General features: G+C 68.3%; 15 protein-coding genes and 2 pseudogenes. 11 read left to right on the top strand and 6 right to left on the bottom strand.

The genetic code is table 11. The features are described 5' to 3' along the window. Positions 1-254: 254 nt before the first annotated feature. A complete protein-coding gene (locus BJF85_RS21965) occupies positions 255-848 on the bottom strand; it encodes a TetR/AcrR family transcriptional regulator (protein ID WP_075849936.1) in 594 nt (197 codons plus the stop codon). A gap of 87 nt (positions 849-935) precedes the next feature. On the opposite strand from BJF85_RS21965, the gene BJF85_RS21960 reads away from it, so the two are divergent. From BJF85_RS21960 to BJF85_RS21950, 3 genes and pseudogenes are all read left to right on the top strand, one after another. Next, complete coding sequence (locus tag BJF85_RS21960) at positions 936-1,379, top strand: nuclear transport factor 2 family protein (RefSeq protein WP_075849933.1); 444 nt, start codon at positions 936-938, stop codon at positions 1,377-1,379. Beyond that, positions 1,376-1,657 carry a heavy-metal-associated domain-containing protein gene (locus BJF85_RS21955; protein WP_075849932.1) on the top strand — a complete coding sequence of 94 codons (282 nt, stop codon included), beginning with the start codon at positions 1,376-1,378 and terminating at the stop codon, positions 1,655-1,657. Before BJF85_RS21960 ends, BJF85_RS21955 begins: the two co-directional genes overlap by 4 nt. Beyond that, a pseudogene (locus BJF85_RS21950) lies at positions 1,654-2,577 on the top strand (IS481 family transposase). The gene BJF85_RS21955 and the pseudogene BJF85_RS21950 overlap by 4 nt, the downstream one beginning before the upstream one ends. Positions 2,578-2,771: 194 nt before the next feature. Here BJF85_RS21950 and BJF85_RS21945 read toward each other — a convergent pair. From BJF85_RS21945 to BJF85_RS21935, 3 genes and pseudogenes are all read right to left on the bottom strand, one after another. Further along, positions 2,772-3,125 (bottom strand): metalloregulator ArsR/SmtB family transcription factor, encoded by a 354-nt coding sequence (locus tag BJF85_RS21945; protein ID WP_255375844.1) that lies wholly within the window; start codon positions 3,123-3,125, stop codon positions 2,772-2,774. A 5-nt stretch (positions 3,126-3,130) separates the two neighbouring features. Further along, positions 3,131-3,970: a PIG-L family deacetylase gene (locus BJF85_RS21940; protein WP_075849930.1), complete on the bottom strand. Its 840-nt coding sequence runs from the start codon at positions 3,968-3,970 to the stop codon at positions 3,131-3,133. A 9-nt stretch (positions 3,971-3,979) separates the two neighbouring features. Then, a pseudogene (locus tag BJF85_RS21935) lies at positions 3,980-4,827 on the bottom strand (SDR family oxidoreductase). A gap of 432 nt (positions 4,828-5,259) precedes the next feature. Here BJF85_RS21935 and BJF85_RS21930 point away from each other — a divergent pair. Continuing rightward, on the top strand, positions 5,260-5,670 hold the full coding sequence (locus BJF85_RS21930) for an STAS domain-containing protein (protein WP_158057072.1): 411 nt from the start codon (positions 5,260-5,262) through the stop codon (positions 5,668-5,670). 245 nt (positions 5,671-5,915) lie between these two features. Beyond that, positions 5,916-6,644, top strand: a complete 729-nt coding sequence (locus BJF85_RS21925) for a methyltransferase domain-containing protein (RefSeq protein WP_075849929.1) — start codon at positions 5,916-5,918, stop codon at positions 6,642-6,644. A gap of 2 nt (positions 6,645-6,646) precedes the next feature. On the opposite strand, the gene BJF85_RS21920 is transcribed toward BJF85_RS21925, so the two are convergent. Then, a complete protein-coding gene (locus BJF85_RS21920) occupies positions 6,647-6,913 on the bottom strand; it encodes a winged helix-turn-helix domain-containing protein (protein ID WP_075849928.1) in 267 nt (88 codons plus the stop codon). Positions 6,914-7,182: 269 nt separating this feature from the next. On the opposite strand from BJF85_RS21920, the gene BJF85_RS21915 reads away from it, so the two are divergent. After that, positions 7,183-8,112 carry a hypothetical protein gene (locus BJF85_RS21915; RefSeq protein ID WP_139320784.1) on the top strand — a complete coding sequence of 310 codons (930 nt, stop codon included), beginning with the start codon at positions 7,183-7,185 and terminating at the stop codon, positions 8,110-8,112. Positions 8,113-8,269: 157 nt separating this feature from the next. On the opposite strand, the gene BJF85_RS21910 is transcribed toward BJF85_RS21915, so the two are convergent. Then, the gene (locus tag BJF85_RS21910) at positions 8,270-9,934 is read right to left on the bottom strand and encodes a GGDEF domain-containing protein (protein WP_255375843.1); all 1,665 of its coding nucleotides are present in this window, start codon (positions 9,932-9,934) and stop codon (positions 8,270-8,272) included. Between the two features lie 330 nt (positions 9,935-10,264). Between BJF85_RS21910 and BJF85_RS21905 the strand changes: the two genes are divergently transcribed. From BJF85_RS21905 to BJF85_RS21890, 5 genes are all read left to right on the top strand, one after another. Continuing rightward, on the top strand, positions 10,265-11,902 hold the full coding sequence (locus BJF85_RS21905; protein WP_255375842.1) for an alkaline phosphatase: 1,638 nt from the start codon (positions 10,265-10,267) through the stop codon (positions 11,900-11,902). Further along, the gene (locus BJF85_RS30630; RefSeq protein ID WP_255375841.1) at positions 11,899-12,237 is read left to right on the top strand and encodes a twin-arginine translocation signal domain-containing protein; all 339 of its coding nucleotides are present in this window, start codon (positions 11,899-11,901) and stop codon (positions 12,235-12,237) included. Before BJF85_RS21905 ends, BJF85_RS30630 begins: the two co-directional genes overlap by 4 nt. Next, the gene (locus tag BJF85_RS21900) at positions 12,213-13,256 is read left to right on the top strand and encodes an alkaline phosphatase family protein (RefSeq protein ID WP_255375840.1); all 1,044 of its coding nucleotides are present in this window, start codon (positions 12,213-12,215) and stop codon (positions 13,254-13,256) included. Before BJF85_RS30630 ends, BJF85_RS21900 begins: the two co-directional genes overlap by 25 nt. An 875-nt stretch (positions 13,257-14,131) precedes the next feature. Beyond that, entirely contained in the window at positions 14,132-15,832 is a 1,701-nt protein-coding gene (locus tag BJF85_RS21895) for a class I SAM-dependent methyltransferase (protein WP_083666623.1), read from the top strand. Positions 15,833-15,897: 65 nt separating this feature from the next. Then, on the top strand, positions 15,898-16,281 hold a 384-nt coding region (locus tag BJF85_RS21890; RefSeq protein ID WP_304442324.1), incomplete at its 3' end, for an S-adenosylmethionine synthetase N-terminal domain-containing protein.

The following is a 16,281-nucleotide window of genomic DNA, read 5'->3' as shown; positions in this document are numbered from 1 at the left end:
AACCGAAACCATCACGCTCCAGGTAGGGCGCAACCACCAACAAACCCGTCACACAACAACGAAACCTTGCGCCCTGCCTGGAGCGTGATAAACGAAACGAGAGGTCGACGGGATGACACGGAGCAGCGGCAACGCCGCCCAACCATCCCAGAGACCTGCCCGCCGGCGAGGCACCTAACTGTTGCGGGGCAGGGCGTCATTGACGTTACTCCTAGACGGTGTGGAGTGACGGCCGTCGTTGAGCACCGCTGCGGTCATCGGGTCTGGCCGGGAGTCAGGATCCGAAGCAGGCTGGTTCGCAGGGCAATGTCTGCCTCCGATTTCGACAAGCGGCCGTCACCGACTGCTTCACCGGAGGCGTGACCGAGCTTGATCGTGGCCGCGATCAACCAGTCCGTCGCTAGTTGCCTGTCGAACTCGCCGGTCTCCTGGCCCCGGCGCAGTATTCGCCTGAGACGGTCGGCTACAGGGGCGTGGAGCTGGGCATCAGCGCTCTGGTCCAGACGCATCGCGCGAAGCGTTTGCAACAGGACTGGGTGGCGGCCCGCGGAGCGATCGCTGGCCTCCAACAGTCGGAAGAGTGCATCCAGGGCAGTGCCGGAATCGATGTCGGCGGCGTCGATCGCGGCGACGGCTTCGGCGGTGACACGGTCGAGCAGCGCCCGCAGAAGGTGGTCCCTGGATGGGAAGTGGGCGTAGACCGTTTGCCGCGTGACGCCGGCGGCGCGCGCGATCGCTTCCATGCTGGCGTCGGGGTCGTCGTTGAGCACCTGTACGGCCGCGGCCACGATCGACGCGACGCTGCGTTGCGCGTCGGCACGCCGCTTGCGCGCCTGGGACTGAGACATCTCATACACCTTGTCAAAGTTGTGAACCATGGATATCTTACATGTTGTCAGATATTCGAGATTCAGGCATCGACCGACGGGAGCACCATGGTGACCATCAACGACAGAAACCCGAGGGAGTTCATCGCCGACTTCATCAGTTCCTTCAACGACGACATCGCGCATGGCAACGATGACCCGGCGGCCGTAGTTGACCGCTACTACACCCCGGATATCGTCCAGATCTTCGACGGCCAGCAGATGGACCGCGAGAGGTTGATCGCTCACGTTCGACCGCTACGCAAGAACAAGCCCACCAGTCGGGTGGAGGTACACGAGGCCATCGCCGACGGCAATCGGCTCGCCGCTCACTACACGATGTATGTCCACATCCGCGGCAAGGATCTAACGATCGAGTCCGGCGTCTTTGCCGTGTTCGCCCCTGACGGGCGAATGCAGCGACAGCAGATCTTCTTCCGGGACGTACCCGCCGAACTAGACGCCGAGTCCAGCCAATCCGGTGATCAGGAAGGCGAGGAGGTGCCGACATGACCGAGAGCAAGTACCACGTGGCCGGCATGGTGTGTCAGCACTGCGTCTCGTTCGTTACCGAGGAGATCGAACGCATCGCTGATGTGACCGGGGTCGCAGTGGACCTCGACAGCGGCCAAGTCACGGTGGCCAGCGACGCCGCACTCGACCTCGCCGATGTCCGCGCCGCAGTCGAGGAGGCTGGCTACGAACTCGCCTGCGCACGCTCCCCAAGAGACGATATGGCCGACGAGTCCAGCGACCAGCAGCTTGCCACACGCATGCGAGGAGGTCAGTGACTCACTCGAACGCGCCGCTCAGCGTCGAGGGCCGTCGGCGACTAGTCGCACGCTGCCGCACAAGACCGATTGCTCATGTCGCAGCTGAGATGGGAATCTCACGCGCCTGCGCATCGAAATGGGTCAACCGATGGCGGCGGCACGGCGATGCCGGACTGCGCGACCGCTCGTCGAGCCCCCACCGTAGCCCGAACGCCACACCAGCCTGGGTCATCGAGAAGATCGAGACCTGGCGACGTGAACACAAGTGGTCCGCCCAGCGCATCACCGACGAGCTCGCCGACCTCGGATTCACGATCAACCGCCGCACCGTCACCAGCCACCTGAGCATGCTCGGGCTGGGCAGACGAAGGTTCATCGACCCCGGCGGCAACAACAACCGCAAGCCCGGGAAGATCACCGCCCGCTGGCCCGGCCACATGGTGCATCTGGACGTTAAGAAGGTCGGCCGGATCCCCCCGATGGCGGCGGCTGGCGCATCCACGGCCGCGACAGCGACCAGGCCAAGACTGTCGATCGAGCGAAGTCAGCCGGCACGAAGCGCGTCTACACCCACCTGCACTCCGCCGTCGATGGCTTCTCCCGGCTCGCCTACACCGAGCCGTTGCCGGACGAGAAGGGAGCCACCGCTGCGGCGTTCCTCGCCCGAGCCAAGGTCTGGTTCGCCGCCCACGGCACCACGTCCACCGGGTCGTCACCGACAACGGGGCCTGCTACCGCTCCGGGGACTTTGCGCGGATCGTCAGCCAGAGCACGCGGCACCAGAAGACCATGCCATACACCCCGCGCCACAACGGGAAAGTAGAGCGATACCAGCGAATCCTGGCCGAGGAACTGCTCTACGCTCAGGCGCGGGCGGCCAGCCACCCGCATCGCGATTGCGGGAAGGCGTCACCGACGTCCAGCCCTCCTACACCTAACCCCCAAGCACAGATCCGGTACACAGAATGCCAACACACCGACGCGAGGTGCTGACACGGCGACGCAAATTGCTGACACGGCGACGTGGGGTGCCAACACGGCGACGCAGAACGCCAACACGGCGACGCGAAATGCCAACACGGCGACGTGGGTTTCTGACGCGGCTCCCAAATCGGGCCGGTGGGGACGCGGGTCAGTGGGGGCGGACGCGGTGGATGAGCTCGTGCATCGTCTCGTCGGCCAGCCGGTAGTAGACGACCCGGCCGCGCCGCTGCGCCGTGACCAGGCCGTGGGCGCGCAGCAGACGCAACGCCTGCGAGACGGCCGTGTCGGTCATGTCCGCCGCGACCGCGAGGTCGGAGACGCAGATCTCCTTGGCGTAGTGGATGCACACGAGCAACGTCAGCCGCGACGGATCGGCGATCACGGAGAACCGGTCCGCCCACTCCTGGACGTTCTCGCGGTCCCCGAGCCCCGTCACGGCGGCCTCGACCCGGGTGGGGTCGATCAGCGGGCGCTCGCGGCCGGTCGGCTGCTCGGTCGGCACGCGGCTCATGATCCCAGACGGGCGCGGTCGTCGTCGGCAGGCGGCGCCGTCGGTAGTCCGGCCATCAGGTCGGTCTCGGTGATCCCGGGGCCTTGACCTGCGCGGATGAACCACTCGGTGCCGAAGGCGTAGGCGAACGCCTCGTCGGGCATCGCCAGGAAGAACGACTCCTCCGAGATCTGCGTGGCGTGCGCGCGCATGGCCGCGCGTTTGACGTCGAGATGGGCCGTGACGTCCACGGCGGCCGTCAGCACCGATTCGGGGCTGCCGAACTCGGGTGCCTCGCCGATGTCGGGCAGCTCGATCCCCGCGGTCTCGGGGTGGTCGGCCAGCGCCTGCAGTCCGCGCAGCATGTGGTCGCGGTTCTGGGTGGCCTGGTATACGCGGGGGGTGCCGGCCAGTTCGGCGGCGCGCAGCCCCACGCGGTGCACCTGGATGTGGTCGGGATGCCCGTAGCCGCCGTGTGCGTCGTAGACGGTCAGGACGTCGGCCGCCTCCTCGATCAGCAGCGCTGCGAGCCGCTGCGCCGCCTGCTCGACGTCGGCCTGCCAGAACGTGCCCGGTTCGCCGTTGGCCGGATCGCCCATCATGCCGGAGTCGGTGTAGCCGAGGAACTCCACGCGCTCGGCGCCGAGGATCTCGCCTGCGGCGTGGGTCTCGGACACGCGGCGACGCCACAGCGGCTCACCCGGTTCGAGGACGCCCTCGACCACCTCGCCCTGCTCGCCGCGGGTGGCCACGACCAGGACGACGCGGTGTCCCTGGTCGGCTGCCGTGCGCATCACGCCGCCGCAGGTGATGCACTCGTCGTCGGGGTGGGCATGGAAGGTCACGAGGGTCGCCATGGGGAGAACTTAGCCTCCCGGCACCGTCTCCCCGCCGAGTGCCGCGAGTACCTCGCCCGTGTAGTACGACGACAACCGCTCGGAGGCCAGGAACACGTACGACGGCGCGAGCTCGTCGGGCTCGGCCGGCCGACCGTACGGGGCCTGTTTGCCGAAGCCTTCGACGGATTCGGCGTCCATCGTCGCCGGGATCAGCGGCGTCCACACCGGTCCCGGTGCCACACAGTTCACCCGGATGCCGCGTGACCGCAGCGCCTGGGCCATCGAATACGTCCACGCGTGGATGGCGCCCTTCGTGGCCGAGTAGTCGATCAGGGATCCGTTGCCGCGCAGGCCGTTCACCGAACCGGTGTTGATGATCGCTGAGCCGGCCGGCAGGTGCTCCAGCGCCGCGTGGGTCACGCGGAAGTAGCTGTGGATGTTGACGTCGAACGTGCGCATCCACTGCTTCTCGGTCAGCTCGCCCACGTCGTCGAGCTTCAGCTGCGTGGCGATGTTGTTGACCAGCAGGTCGAGACCCCCGAACGCGCGCACGGTCTCCGCGACGACCTGGCCGCACCGGTCGCGTCGGCGAGATCGCCCGCCAACAGCACGGCCTGGCGCCCCTCGGCGCGCACGAGCGCCGCGGTGTGTTCGGCGTCCTCGTGTTCGTCCAGGTAGGCGATGGCGACGTCGGCGCCTTCCTTGGCGAAGGCGACCGCCACGGCCCTGCCGATGCCCGAGTCGCCGCCGGTGATCAGCGCCTTGCGGTCGCGCAGCAGGCCCCTGCCCTCGTAATCGGACATCTCGTCGCGCGGTTCGGGTGTCATGTCGCCGGTGTCGCCCGGCGGTTGTTGGGTCTGGGCGGGTTGGTTCACTCCGGGCTCCTTCGTCCGTGTCTCCGGTTCCGCTGCCTACCCGGCGTCCAGGGTGGGTAAACGGCACCGCCGCGCCACGAGTGTCCGATTAATCGGAAAACGATTGTCGGACTGCTTGTGAGTTTCTTTCCGTGCCGGGTCCACTATGGACAACCTACGACCAGGTATTGCAGTTCGTTTGGCTCGCGCGTACCGTTTTGGCCAGAGAGGTTTCGCCGACGGAGTTTTCCGCCGTCGGCTGCATCTTCGCGATTGACGGCGGCGGATTTCTTGGCGGGAAAGACTTCGTCGCCCGGGTTTGGCGTCGCGTGGGTTCCCGCTGCGTGGATGCCGCCGGGTTCGGCGCCACGTGGGGTCGCCGTCGTGGGTTCGCTGCCGTGTGGATTCGCTGTCGCGCACAGGCCGGCATGGTCCGGTCGGGGGAGGGTTTTCGTGGATACAGCTGTCGGCTCGAGAGTCGGTGCCGGAACGATCGCGGCCAGTGGGGTCGAGGTGACGGTGGAGCGCCGATCCGCGGGGCTGGTCGTGACGCATGTGCTGGGGGAGATCGACCTGCTCGGTGTATCGGTGCTGCGCCCGTGTCTCGAACAACTGCTGACCACCGCGCGTTCGCTCGTCCTCGACTTCACCGAGACGCGGTATCTCAGTGCGGCCGGGCTGTCGCTGCTGTTGCAGACCTCCAGCGCGGCACGCTCGCGCAGGCTGCCCTGGGCCCTCGCGGCGGCGCGGCCGGTGCTGCGGCCGATCGAGGTGACCGGTCTCGCGCACACGCTGCCGGTCTATCGCGACGTTTCCGGGGCGGTCGACGCCGTTTTGAGCGCCGACACCCGCATTTCCGCCTGATCGCGGTTCGCTGCGATGGCTCCCGCTCGACGTACCGGTTTCCCGTGCAGTTCCCGGGCGTGGCCGGCACGCGTTTTCCCGATCGCGGCGTGGTGTCGGCGCTGTCGCGATTTCCCGGACATGAACTCCTGCTGAACGATAACGAACCGCGCGGAAGTTTTCGGTGACGTCGATTCGGCGTCCGGGCCGAGAGGTGGGCGTGCGGGCCTGCCGCCGGAGCCGGAGACCCGGTACGGTCGGCGACCATGGAGACCGCGCTGCCCGAGGCCGTGCAACGCATGGTGCCGCTGCTGACCTCGCCGCCCGACAACCCGGAGATTCGGGACGGGTACCTGGATCTGGTCGGTGGCGATGCGCCGGCCCCCAGCGGGTTCTTCCAATCACTGTGGGAGTCGCGGGTCGGCACCTTCGTGTACGAACCGGCGGCGTCGGGAGTCCGGAAGGTGTTCGCCGGACTGCGTCCGTCCGCGCGCCGGCTGCGGCTGCCCGAGGGCGGCGTCGCGCTCGACGTGGGCTGCGGACCGGGGAACGTGACCGCGGACCTGGGCCGCGACGTCGGGCCGAGCGGGCTCACGATCGGCGTGGACGTGTCGCGGAGCATGCTCCGGCGTGCTGCGGGCGCCTACGCGCGCCCGAACGTCGGATTCGTGCGGGCGGATGCGTCCGCACTGCCGTTGCGCAGCTCCAGCGTCGACGTCGTGACCTGTCTGATGGTGCTGCAGCTGCTGCCGGACGCCGACCGTGCGATCGCCGAGTTCGCCCGGGTGCTCCTCCCGGGTGGGCGGGCGTCGATCCTGCTGCCCGGCTACACCGGACCCGGTGCCACGGTCGTCGCCGCGGTCGCCGGTGTCGCGGGCGTGCGCCTGCCCGGTCACGAGGCCATCGCGACGACGTTGCGGCGACACGGTCTCGAGGTGCTCGAGGCCGGGACCACCGCGCCCGTCGTCCGGCTGCTCGCGGAGAAGGCGCGCTGACGTCAGTCCGGGTGCGCCGGGTTGCTGACGAAGGTCCCCTTCGACTTCAAGGTCTGGACCAGGCCGCGGTCCCGCAGGATGCGGGTCGCCTTGCGCACGGTGTCGAGGGCGACGCCGTACTCGTCGGCCAGCGCCCGTTCGCCGGGCATCCGCCGCCCCGGTGCCCACTCGCCGCTGTCGATCAGCCCGGCGAGGTGCTCGGCGAGCAGCTCGTACTCGTACCCCGTCTTGTTCTCGGGGTTGTACTTGCGTGGTTCGGGACCGCTCATGCTTCGACATTAGAACGGTCCTGAGCTGCACGAAGTTGTGGGACGCGGCACACCGCGTCGGTCTGCGTCCGGCCACATGGCAGCGCTCTGTAGCGCGCTGTGCGCTTTTCGTGCTAACTTGACCGGGCCGATGCCGGCAGCGGGCCGCTCACCTGCGACGACGTCGACGACCCACCAGCACATGCAGACGTGGACAAAACACCTGAACTGAACACCTGAACTACACATCTCGAAGCACAGAACCGGAGACATCGGGACGGGGGCCGCGCGTGGGAATCAGTGGGAGGGGCGAGTCGCCGTGGTCCGCCCGTGCGGCCGAACGCGTGCGGCGGTGCGTCGCCGAACTCGAACCGCACGACTGGAGCGAGCAGGCGTGCCGTATCCGTCAGGAGGCTCTGGACGTCGAGGTGTGGGAACGCCGACGCAGGGGCAGGCCCATCCGGTTGTGGTCGGCGCAGTTCGTGGTGCGCAGCGCGGGGATCGACGCCGACGACGCACTGTTCCGTCTCGCGTGCCTGGCCCATCCGTACCACCGCATCGGCGACACGCCACGGCTGTACTCGATCGCCGGACCCGTGCGGTGGCCGCCGCTCGACGACGACGGCACCGTCACCGACGCCGATGCCCGGGTCATGGCGGAGCTGCTGCGGATGTACCCCGTCGCCGCGCCGGCCGAAGGTTCCCCGCACGGCGGCCCGGACCCGGAGGTCGTCGCGCAGGTGCACGCCACCGACCACGCGGCCGCGCTCGACCTGGCAGGGCGTGGGGTGCGGCGGATGGTCGCGCCGGGACTGATCCCGGCGGGCCTGGGCTGTTGGCAGGTCCGCCAGCGGGTGCTGTTCCTCGCCGGCCCCGGGGACGCGGGGGAGCGGGCCGCCGAGCTGGCCGCCACGGTCGTCGACGCGCGGGGCGCGACCGCGGCGACGGTGCTGTCGGTGCAGACCGAGGAGGGCAGGCGGGACCCGGTCGACGGGCGCCCGGTGCACCCCGCCTACGACCTCGGCCCCTTCGGGGTCGAGGCGCTGTGGGACGACGTCGACGCCGACCCCCGGCCGCCCGGCGATCCGGAAGTGCTGTCGGGATTGCTGTTGCGTGCGGCGGCGGATATCCGCGAGCGGTACGAGATCGGTACCGCCGGCCGCGCGATACATATGAACGCAAACCTATGCAACACGCAGCGAACTCCGTACCCTCGCTAACGCGTTACGGCGACCAGACCACCGGCGCCCGTGGTTGTTCCCCCTGCCTCAGGCGCCGGACGGAGTGCCCCGATGCTGAACCCCCAGCGGCATCGGGGCACTCGCCGTTCCGGGGCCGTCGCACCGGGTCGTTTCCGCCCGCGCCGATCGGACCGCGTCACACGGCGGGTGCCGACGCCTGCGGGCCACCGCGCAGGATCTCGATCCCCGCGGTGTCGGGCCGGCCGCACACCCAGCTGGATCCCCGCAGGTTCTTCGCGTCCTTCTTGAGCGGTGCGAGTCGGCGCGAGATCTCCGTGTACGACTCCACGGAACGGCGCGGACACAACAGCGTCGACAGCGACACGGTCACCGGTATGCCCTCGGCCGACCACTGCGTGTCGAGTACCGCCTCGGCCAGCGGGCGGATCGTGTCGGGGCCGCACGAGATGAGGAAGTCGTCGCCGCCGACATGGCTGACGGTGACGCCGCCCAGGTCGGTGGCGAGCCGGGTCAACGCGCGTCCGATCGCGCGGATGACGTCGTCACCGGCGGCGAAGCCCGCGGTGTCGTTGATCTTCTTGAACGAGTCGATGTCCAACCAGCCGACCACGAGCGGTTCGCCCGCGGCGATCCGGCGGTCGACGTCGCGAGCGACGGCGTCGCTGCCGGGCAGGCGGGTCAGCGGGTTCAGCGCGGCAGCTTGCTCGACCTTGGCCTCGGCCATGCCCCGGACCAGCTCGTGGACCAGGACAACGCCCTGGCAGCGGCCGGACTCGTCGATGACCACGACGTCGTCGGACGCGCGGCCGGTCGGCCCGCCGCTCACCAGATCGAGCACCTCCAGGGACGACGCCGAGTTGCGGATCAGGTGCGGCGGGTCGGCCAGGCGTTCGGCGGGTCGGTGGGCGTGCAGTGCATGGCCGAACGGGCCGGTCACCCCGAGCAGGAACCGTGTGCGGTCGATCGACCAGCGTGGCCGCCCGTCGTCGTCGACGCCGACCAGCCCGCTCAACGTGACGTCGTCGACGAGTACCGCGCGGACCTGTTCGCACGTCGCATCGGCGTCGACGGTCCGTGCGGGACGGAGGAAGTCCTTGATCGCCGGCGTCCCGGCGCCGTAGGCGCGGTAGTCGCCGCTCGGGGCCGGTGCGATGACACCCGCGGGAATGGCGCCGCGCCGCGCCGGGGCGAACAGGTGCCCCTGGGCCAGGCCGATGCCGAGCCGGCGCACCATGGCCAGCTGCTCGTCGGTCTCGACCCCCGTGGCGACCAGGCGCATCCCGGTGCGATCCGCGAAATGCACCAGGGCCTCGGTCAGCGCGGCGGTGGGCGTGTCCTCGGGCAGCTTGCCCAGTGAGCTGCGGTCGAGCTTGACCATGTCGGCATGCGACTCGGCCAGCAGGTTCAGCGGCAGGTCGGCGGCGCCGATGCCGTCGAACGCGATCCGGAAACCGTGCGCGGCGAGCCGGTCGAGGCCGGCCAGGAGCGCTGCGGGCGGCGTCGAGTGGAACGGAGGTCCGACCTCCAACACGACATCGTGCGGGCGCCGCCCGGTCTCCCGCAGCGCGGCACGGAGCGGCTCGAGCGCGGGTGCCGGCGAGGCGGCGGTGAGCGCGGTGACGTTCAGGTGCAGCGGCAGGTGGGTGACGTCGCGCTGGGCCTCGTGCACCGCGCGCGCCGCGAGGCCGGCGTCGGCCTGCACGAGCCGACCGAGGCGCATCGCCGATTCAAGCAGTTCGCTTATTCGGCCGGCAGCAGGACGCGCCAGAGCCTCCACAGCCACCGCGCTACCCGTGTGCAGGCTGTAGAGCGGCTGAAACGCGAACTGAACCTGGTTCACACCGACTCCTGTACGTTCGGATGCGGATCGCATTCCGAACCGACTCAGCGAGCAGTTGTCCGATACTCACACAAGCCTGCTCAGCCCATCAACCATGGTGGTCACGTCGAGCTGTCAGTTGTTGTCCATCCGGTTGAAATCTTCCTGAACGAAGTCACCTGGACCGGTGACAGGTGGGCGGTTTGTCCGCAAGGCTGCGCCCGTGGACATGTTGAACAGAAGACAGGCGTTACGAGCAGGATCCCTCGCTGCGGCGGGTGGGGTCGCGTTGGCCGGAGGCGCATCGATCGCCTTCGCGCCCCGGCGGCCCCGGCCGCGTTCCAGCACGGTGTGGCCTCGGGCGACCCGCTGCCCGACGGCGTGCTCCTGTGGACCCGCCTCACCCCGTCGCCCGATGCCGTCCCGGGATCGGGCATCGGCGGTCGGCAGACGGTCGGCTGGGAGGTGGCCCACGATGCGGAGTTCCGCCGGATCGCGGCAGAGGGCACCGTCGAGACCGGACCCGAGCGCGACCACACGGTGAAGGTCGACGCCACCGGGCTCGCCGCCGACACGTGGTATTACTTCCGCTTCACCTGGCAGGACGGTGTGTCGCCGATCGGCCGGACCCGCACCGCTCCGCGCCCCGGCGCGGCCGTCGACGAGCTCCGCCTCGGCGTCGTGTCGTGCTCGAACTGGCAGCACGGCCATTTCGCGGCCTACCGGCACCTCGCCGAGCGCGGCGACCTCGACCTCGTCATCCACCTCGGCGACTATCTCTACGAGTACGAGACACGGGACGGCGCGGTGCGCCCGCACGACCCGCCGGTCGAGATCATCACGCTCGAGCAGTACCGCCGCCGGCACGCCCAGTACAAGACGGACCCGGCGGCGCAGGCGCTGCACGGTTCGGTGCCCTTCGCCGTCACCTGGGACGACCACGAGTCGGCCAACGATTCCTGGGCCGGGGGAGCGGAGAACCACACCGAACCCGAGGAGGGGCCGTGGGCCGAGCGACTGGCGGCCTCCCAGCGCGCGTACGCCGAGTGGATGCCGGTGCGGTACGAACCGGGCGGGCACATCTACCGCCGCCTCGAGTTCGGCTCGCTCGCCGAACTGTCCATGTTGGATCTCCGGACCTACCGCAGCAAGCAGGTCGCGCACCCCTTCGACCGCGGCATCCACGACGACGAGCGCACGATCACCGGTGAGCAGCAACTGGAATGGCTCACCTCCGGGCTCGTGAGCTCGACCGCCCAGTGGAAGCTCATCGGCAACTCCGTGATGATCTCGCCGGTGCAGTTCCCGTCCACATTGACCACTCGCGAGTTCACGGCCCTGACCGACCTGATCGGACCGATCGAGGGTGTTCCGTACAATGTGGACCAGTGGGACGGCTACACCGCCGACCGGGCGCGCGTGCTGCGAACACTGCGCGACAACGGCATCTCCGGCACCGTCTTCCTCACCGGCGACATCCACTCGGGCTGGTCGACCGAACTGCCCGCCGACCCACTGACGTATCCGCTCACCGGCGACTCGGTCGCCACGGAACTGGTCTGCACGTCCGTCACGAGCGACAACCTCGACGAGATCCTGGGGGTGCCGCCGCGCACCCTGAGCCTCGTGGTCGAGGCGGTGATCAAGCTGGCCAACCCGCATGTGAAGTACCTCGACTTCGACTCGCACGGCTTCTCGGTCCTGCAGGTCACCCCCGAGGCCGCGAGGATGGACTGGTTCCGACTCGCCGACCGCACCGACCCGGACAGTTCGGCCGAGGTCACCGCGTCCTACCGGGTGCTGGCCGGCACCAACAAGGTGGAACGCATCTCGCGCTCGATGGACGGGGCCACACCGCGCTTCGAGGCGGCCGACGAGTCCGAACGCGCCGCGGCGTTGCGGGAGGCCCGCGCACGACTGGCCCGCAACGGCGAACCCGCCCCGGCCGCCGACGCGGTGGAGTCCGGACAGATGGAGGGCACGCGATGACCGACGAACACGGCAACGGCATCGGTATCGGCGCCGGTGACAGCCACGGCGCCGATAACGGCCTGTCCCGACGGAACTTCCTGCGCGTGACGACGGCCGGCGGCGCCGTGGTCGCCTTGTCGGCAGCGGGCGGCGTGTCGCTCTCCTCGGCGGCGCAGGCACCGCGACAGCGCCCCACCCAGGACGTGCGCGTCTACGTCCTGGTGGTCGACGGGCTGCGACCGGACGAGATCGAACCGCGCCTGACGCCGAACCTGTACGCGCTGCGCTCCGAGGGCACGAACTTCCCGCAGCGCGGGCGTTGCCGATCATGGAGACGCTGCCGAACCACGTGATGATGATGACCGGCGTGCGCCCCGATCGTTCCGGCGTTCCGGCGAACTCGGTGTACGACCGTGAGGAAGGGGAGGTGCGCACGCTCGGTCGGCCGACCGACATCCGCGTGCCGACCCTGCTCGACCGGCTCGCCGGGATCGGCCGGGTCACCGGCAGCGTCCTGAGCAAGGATTACCTGTACACGATCTTCGGGGAGCGGGCGAGCGTGCGCTGGGAGCCTGCGCCGTTGATGCCCATCACCGACCACGCCCCGGACCTGGCGACCCGGCGAGCGCTGTCGGCGATGGTCGACGAGGCCGACCCGGACCTGGTGTTCGTGAACTTCGGCGACGTCGACCGGGTGGGGCATGCGGACCTGACCGGCACCACGCTGCGGTTGGCCAGGAACACCGCGCTGGCCTCGACGGACTCGCAGGTCGGCCGCTTCGTCGACGAGCTGAAGGAATCCGGTCGGTGGTCGACGAGCGTCGTCGTCGTGCTCGCCGACCACTCGATGGACTGGTCGTACGCGCACCGGTTGATCTCGCTGCAGTGGCGGATGGACCGGGACGATCTGCTCGCCGACAAGGTCGCCATCGCACAGAACGGCGGCGCCGACGCGCTGACCTTCACCGGACCGGAGTCCGAGCGTGCCGAGGCACTGGAGCGGATGCGCCGGATCGCCTCGGACGTCACGGGTGTGCTGTCGGTGCACACTCCGGAGGAGCTGCGCCTCGGGGACCGGGCAGGGGACCTCGTCGTCTACTGCAAGGCGGGCTGGCGGTTCTCGGACCCGACGCCGATCTCGAACCCGATCCCCGGTAACCACGGCCATCCGGTGACCGAGCCGATCCCGTTCTTCGTCGCCGGCGGCCACCCCAGGGTGCGTCGGGGTGTCACGTCGTCGGCGCCGGCGCGGACGGTCGACGTCGCTCCGACAGTCGGCGAGCTGTTCGGCCTGCCTGCGCTCGAGGGCGGCTACGACGGCACGGTCAGGGCCGAGGCGCTGCTTTCCAGGGAATCGTCGGCAACGTCATAGAAATCGGTAAACGACGAATCCAAATCGACCGTGGAATGAGCAAGATCACTGAAATTGGGGTCACGCTCGGCGTGGGGAATGTCCCTTCCTGCATGTTTCCGCGTTTCGTAGCCATGTCGAGACGGTCACGAAGTGATCACGATGCAACATTGTGACAACCCGGGGTAGTTATCCCGTGACGCCTCGTGGAAGTCGGAAGATTTCCACGAGGGCGTTCTTGTTGAGCTATGCGCAACGCGTTGCCGAATACGCTACGAACTCATCGTCCGTATCACTCATCAGGCTCGTGGACTAGAGCTGCGGCGCAATCCATGCAAAAAGACACGCTCCGTAGAGACGATTGGGCCGAACGTGTCGATGTGTTGCGGAGGTCACAAAACTCTTGGATGTGTAACGGCCCCGTCGCGCCTTCTTGCCCCGACAGGTGCTCCGACCTCGTATAACGCTGCTCCTGCGGGTGTCCGCGACGTCGTCGTCGCGTGCTCCTTCCGGCGCTCGGGCGGTATACGAGGGGTGAAAATTCGCGTCACGCCATGGACCCATTGATCGAACGCCGAGTTTGTGAATAGATTGAGGCTCAGGCGGTTTGCGCGGGGTCAGCGCGGATACGGCGCAATTCCGTCCGGTCGGGGCGAAGGGCCGCGTCAGGTGTGACGCGCGTTACGATGGCTGCGCATTAGGTGCGCGCCGCGGGCCGATTTTTGAATCGCGATCAATACATCGCGTCGTCGGCCCGGCATTTTCATGCCCTTCCCCGACGTGTTCGCGGCCGCATCTGGCGTATCGACCGCTGCCCTGTCGAGGCAGCGAGCCGGAGCGCGGTGGGGCGGCCGCGGGCGAGTAAGCACCGATCCGCCGAACGTGGAGGGAACGTAATGCAGGAATCAGCGGCTGGCACCACAGATGCGCCGACCGAAGTCGTGGAGAAGAGCCGGGCCGAAGCGCATCCTGACCAGGCGTTCGGTTCCGACCCGTTGGCGGTCCGCGAGAGCGACCACTACGCCGAGGAGTACAACGAGGGCTTCGTCGACAAGTGGGACGAGCTGATCGACTGGAAGGGCCGCTACGAGAGCGAGGGCAGCTTCTTCGTCGACCTGCTGCGCAAGCACGGTGTCGAGTCCGTGCTCGACGCCGCCACCGGCACGGGCTTCCACTCGGTGCGCCTGCTCGAGGCCGGCTTCGACACGACCAGTGTCGACGGTGCCGCCGAGATGCTGGCCAAGGCGTTCGAGAACGGCAAGGCCTACGGCGACCACGTCCTGAAGGTCGTGCACTCCGACTGGCGCTGGCTCAGCAAGGACGTCCAGGGCAAGTACGACGCCATCGTGTGCCTCGGCAACTCCTTCACGCACCTCTTCGACGAGAACGACCGTCGCAAGGCGCTCGCCGAGTTCTACGCCGTGCTCAAGCACGACGGCATCCTGATCATCGACCAGCGCAACTACGACTCGATCCTCGACAACGGCTTCTCGAGCAAGCACACGTACTACTACTGCGGCGACCAGGTCTCGGCCGAGCCGGAGTACGTCGACGACGGGCTCGCCCGCTTCCGTTACGAGTTCCCGGACGGCTCGCTGTACCACCTCAACATGTTCCCGCTGCGTAAGAACTACCTGCGGCGGCTGCTGCGTGAGGTCGGCTTCCAGAAGGTCGACACGTACGGTGACTTCCAGGAGGCCTACGGCAACGACAACGAGCCGGACTTCTTCGTGCACGTGGCCTCGAAGGCGTACATCGAGGGCGCGCTGGCGGCGAACTACTCGAGCGCGGTCAACACGGCCCGCGAGTACTACAACTCCGAGGACGCCGACAACTTCTACTACAACATCTGGGGCGGCACCGACATCCACATCGGGCTGTACCAGTCGGACGACGAGCCCATCGCGCCGGCCAGCCGCCGTACCGTGGAGCAGATGGCCAAGAAGCTCGACCTTCAGAAGGGCCAGAAGGTGCTCGACATCGGCGCCGGATACGGTGGCGCCGCGCGGTACCTCGCCGAGACCTTCGGCGTCAAGGTCACGTGCCTGAACCTTTCCGAAGTGGAAAACGAGCGGAACCGGCAGTTCAACAAGGACGCCGGGCTCGCCGAACTGATCGACGTGGTGGACGGCGACTTCGAGAACCTGCCGTTCAACGACAACGAGTTCGACGTCGTCTGGTCGCAGGACGCGATCCTGCACAGCGGTGACCGCGTCCGCGTCGTCGAGGAGGCCGTCCGCGTCCTCAAGACCGACGGCCAGATGGTCTTCACCGACCCGATGGCCGCCGACGACTGCGACCCCTCGTCGCTGCAGCCGATCCTCGACCGACTGCACCTCGACAGCCTCGGCTCCCCGGCCTTCTACAAGAAGGAGCTGACCCGCCTCGGTTTGGACGTGGTGGAGTTCGAGGACCACACCGAACAGGTCGCGCGCCACTACGGTCGCGTCCTGGGCGAGCTCGAGAGCCGTGAGGACGAGCTGGCCAACACCATCAGCAAGGAGTACCGCGAGCGCATGAAGACCGGCCTCAAGAACTGGGTCGCCGGAGGCAACTCGGGCAACCTCGCGTGGGGCATCTTCCACGTCAAGGCGTGACCCGGCGCCAGAGGCGCCCAGACAGGAAACACCAGTAAGACCGCTCCCGTCGACGAGAAGGAAGCATTGTGGCTACAGGCAGGCTGTTCACCAGTGAGTCCGTGACCGAGGGTCACCCGGACAAGATTTGTGACGCGATCAGCGACACGATTTTGGATGCGATGTTGTCGCAGGATCCGCGGTCGCGTGTCGCGGTGGAGACGTTGGTGACCACGGGTCAGATTCATGTGGCTGGTGAGGTCACGACGGCGGCGAACGTGGATGTGAACGCGTTGGCTCGGCAGGCGGTGCTCGACATCGGTTATGACTCGTCGGAGAAGGGTTTCGACGGCGCCTCGTGTGGCGTGAACGTGGCGATCGGTGCCCAGTCGCCGGACATTGCGCAGGGTGTGGACACCGCCTACGAGTCCCGCCTCGAGAACGCCCTCGACGACCTGGACAAGCAGGCG

The sequence above is a fragment of the Saccharomonospora sp. CUA-673 genome (genome assembly GCF_001942305.1).
Classification (GTDB): Bacteria; Actinomycetota; Actinomycetes; order Mycobacteriales; family Pseudonocardiaceae; genus Prauserella.
Note: the sequence above shows the minus strand (reverse complement) of the source record. Positions and strands in the feature narration are given on the sequence as shown.

What these genes read in the sequence shown, in the direction of transcription:
- BJF85_RS21895 (WP_083666623.1), top strand. Translation starts at nt 14,132, where the DNA reads ATGCAGGAATCAGCGGCTGGCACCACAGATGCGCCGACCGAAGTCGTG.
- BJF85_RS21960 (WP_075849933.1), top strand. Translation starts at nt 936, where the DNA reads ATGGTGACCATCAACGACAGAAACCCGAGGGAGTTCATCGCCGACTTC.
- BJF85_RS21925 (WP_075849929.1), top strand. Translation starts at nt 5,916, where the DNA reads ATGGAGACCGCGCTGCCCGAGGCCGTGCAACGCATGGTGCCGCTGCTG.
- BJF85_RS21955 (WP_075849932.1), top strand. Translation starts at nt 1,376, where the DNA reads ATGACCGAGAGCAAGTACCACGTGGCCGGCATGGTGTGTCAGCACTGC.
- BJF85_RS21920 (WP_075849928.1), bottom strand. Translation starts at nt 6,913, where the DNA reads ATGAGCGGTCCCGAACCACGCAAGTACAACCCCGAGAACAAGACGGGG.
- BJF85_RS21900 (WP_255375840.1), top strand. Translation starts at nt 12,213, where the DNA reads ATGGAGACGCTGCCGAACCACGTGATGATGATGACCGGCGTGCGCCCC.
- BJF85_RS21965 (WP_075849936.1), bottom strand. Translation starts at nt 848, where the DNA reads ATGTCTCAGTCCCAGGCGCGCAAGCGGCGTGCCGACGCGCAACGCAGC.
- BJF85_RS30630 (WP_255375841.1), top strand. Translation starts at nt 11,899, where the DNA reads ATGACCGACGAACACGGCAACGGCATCGGTATCGGCGCCGGTGACAGC.
- BJF85_RS21940 (WP_075849930.1), bottom strand. Translation starts at nt 3,970, where the DNA reads ATGGCGACCCTCGTGACCTTCCATGCCCACCCCGACGACGAGTGCATC.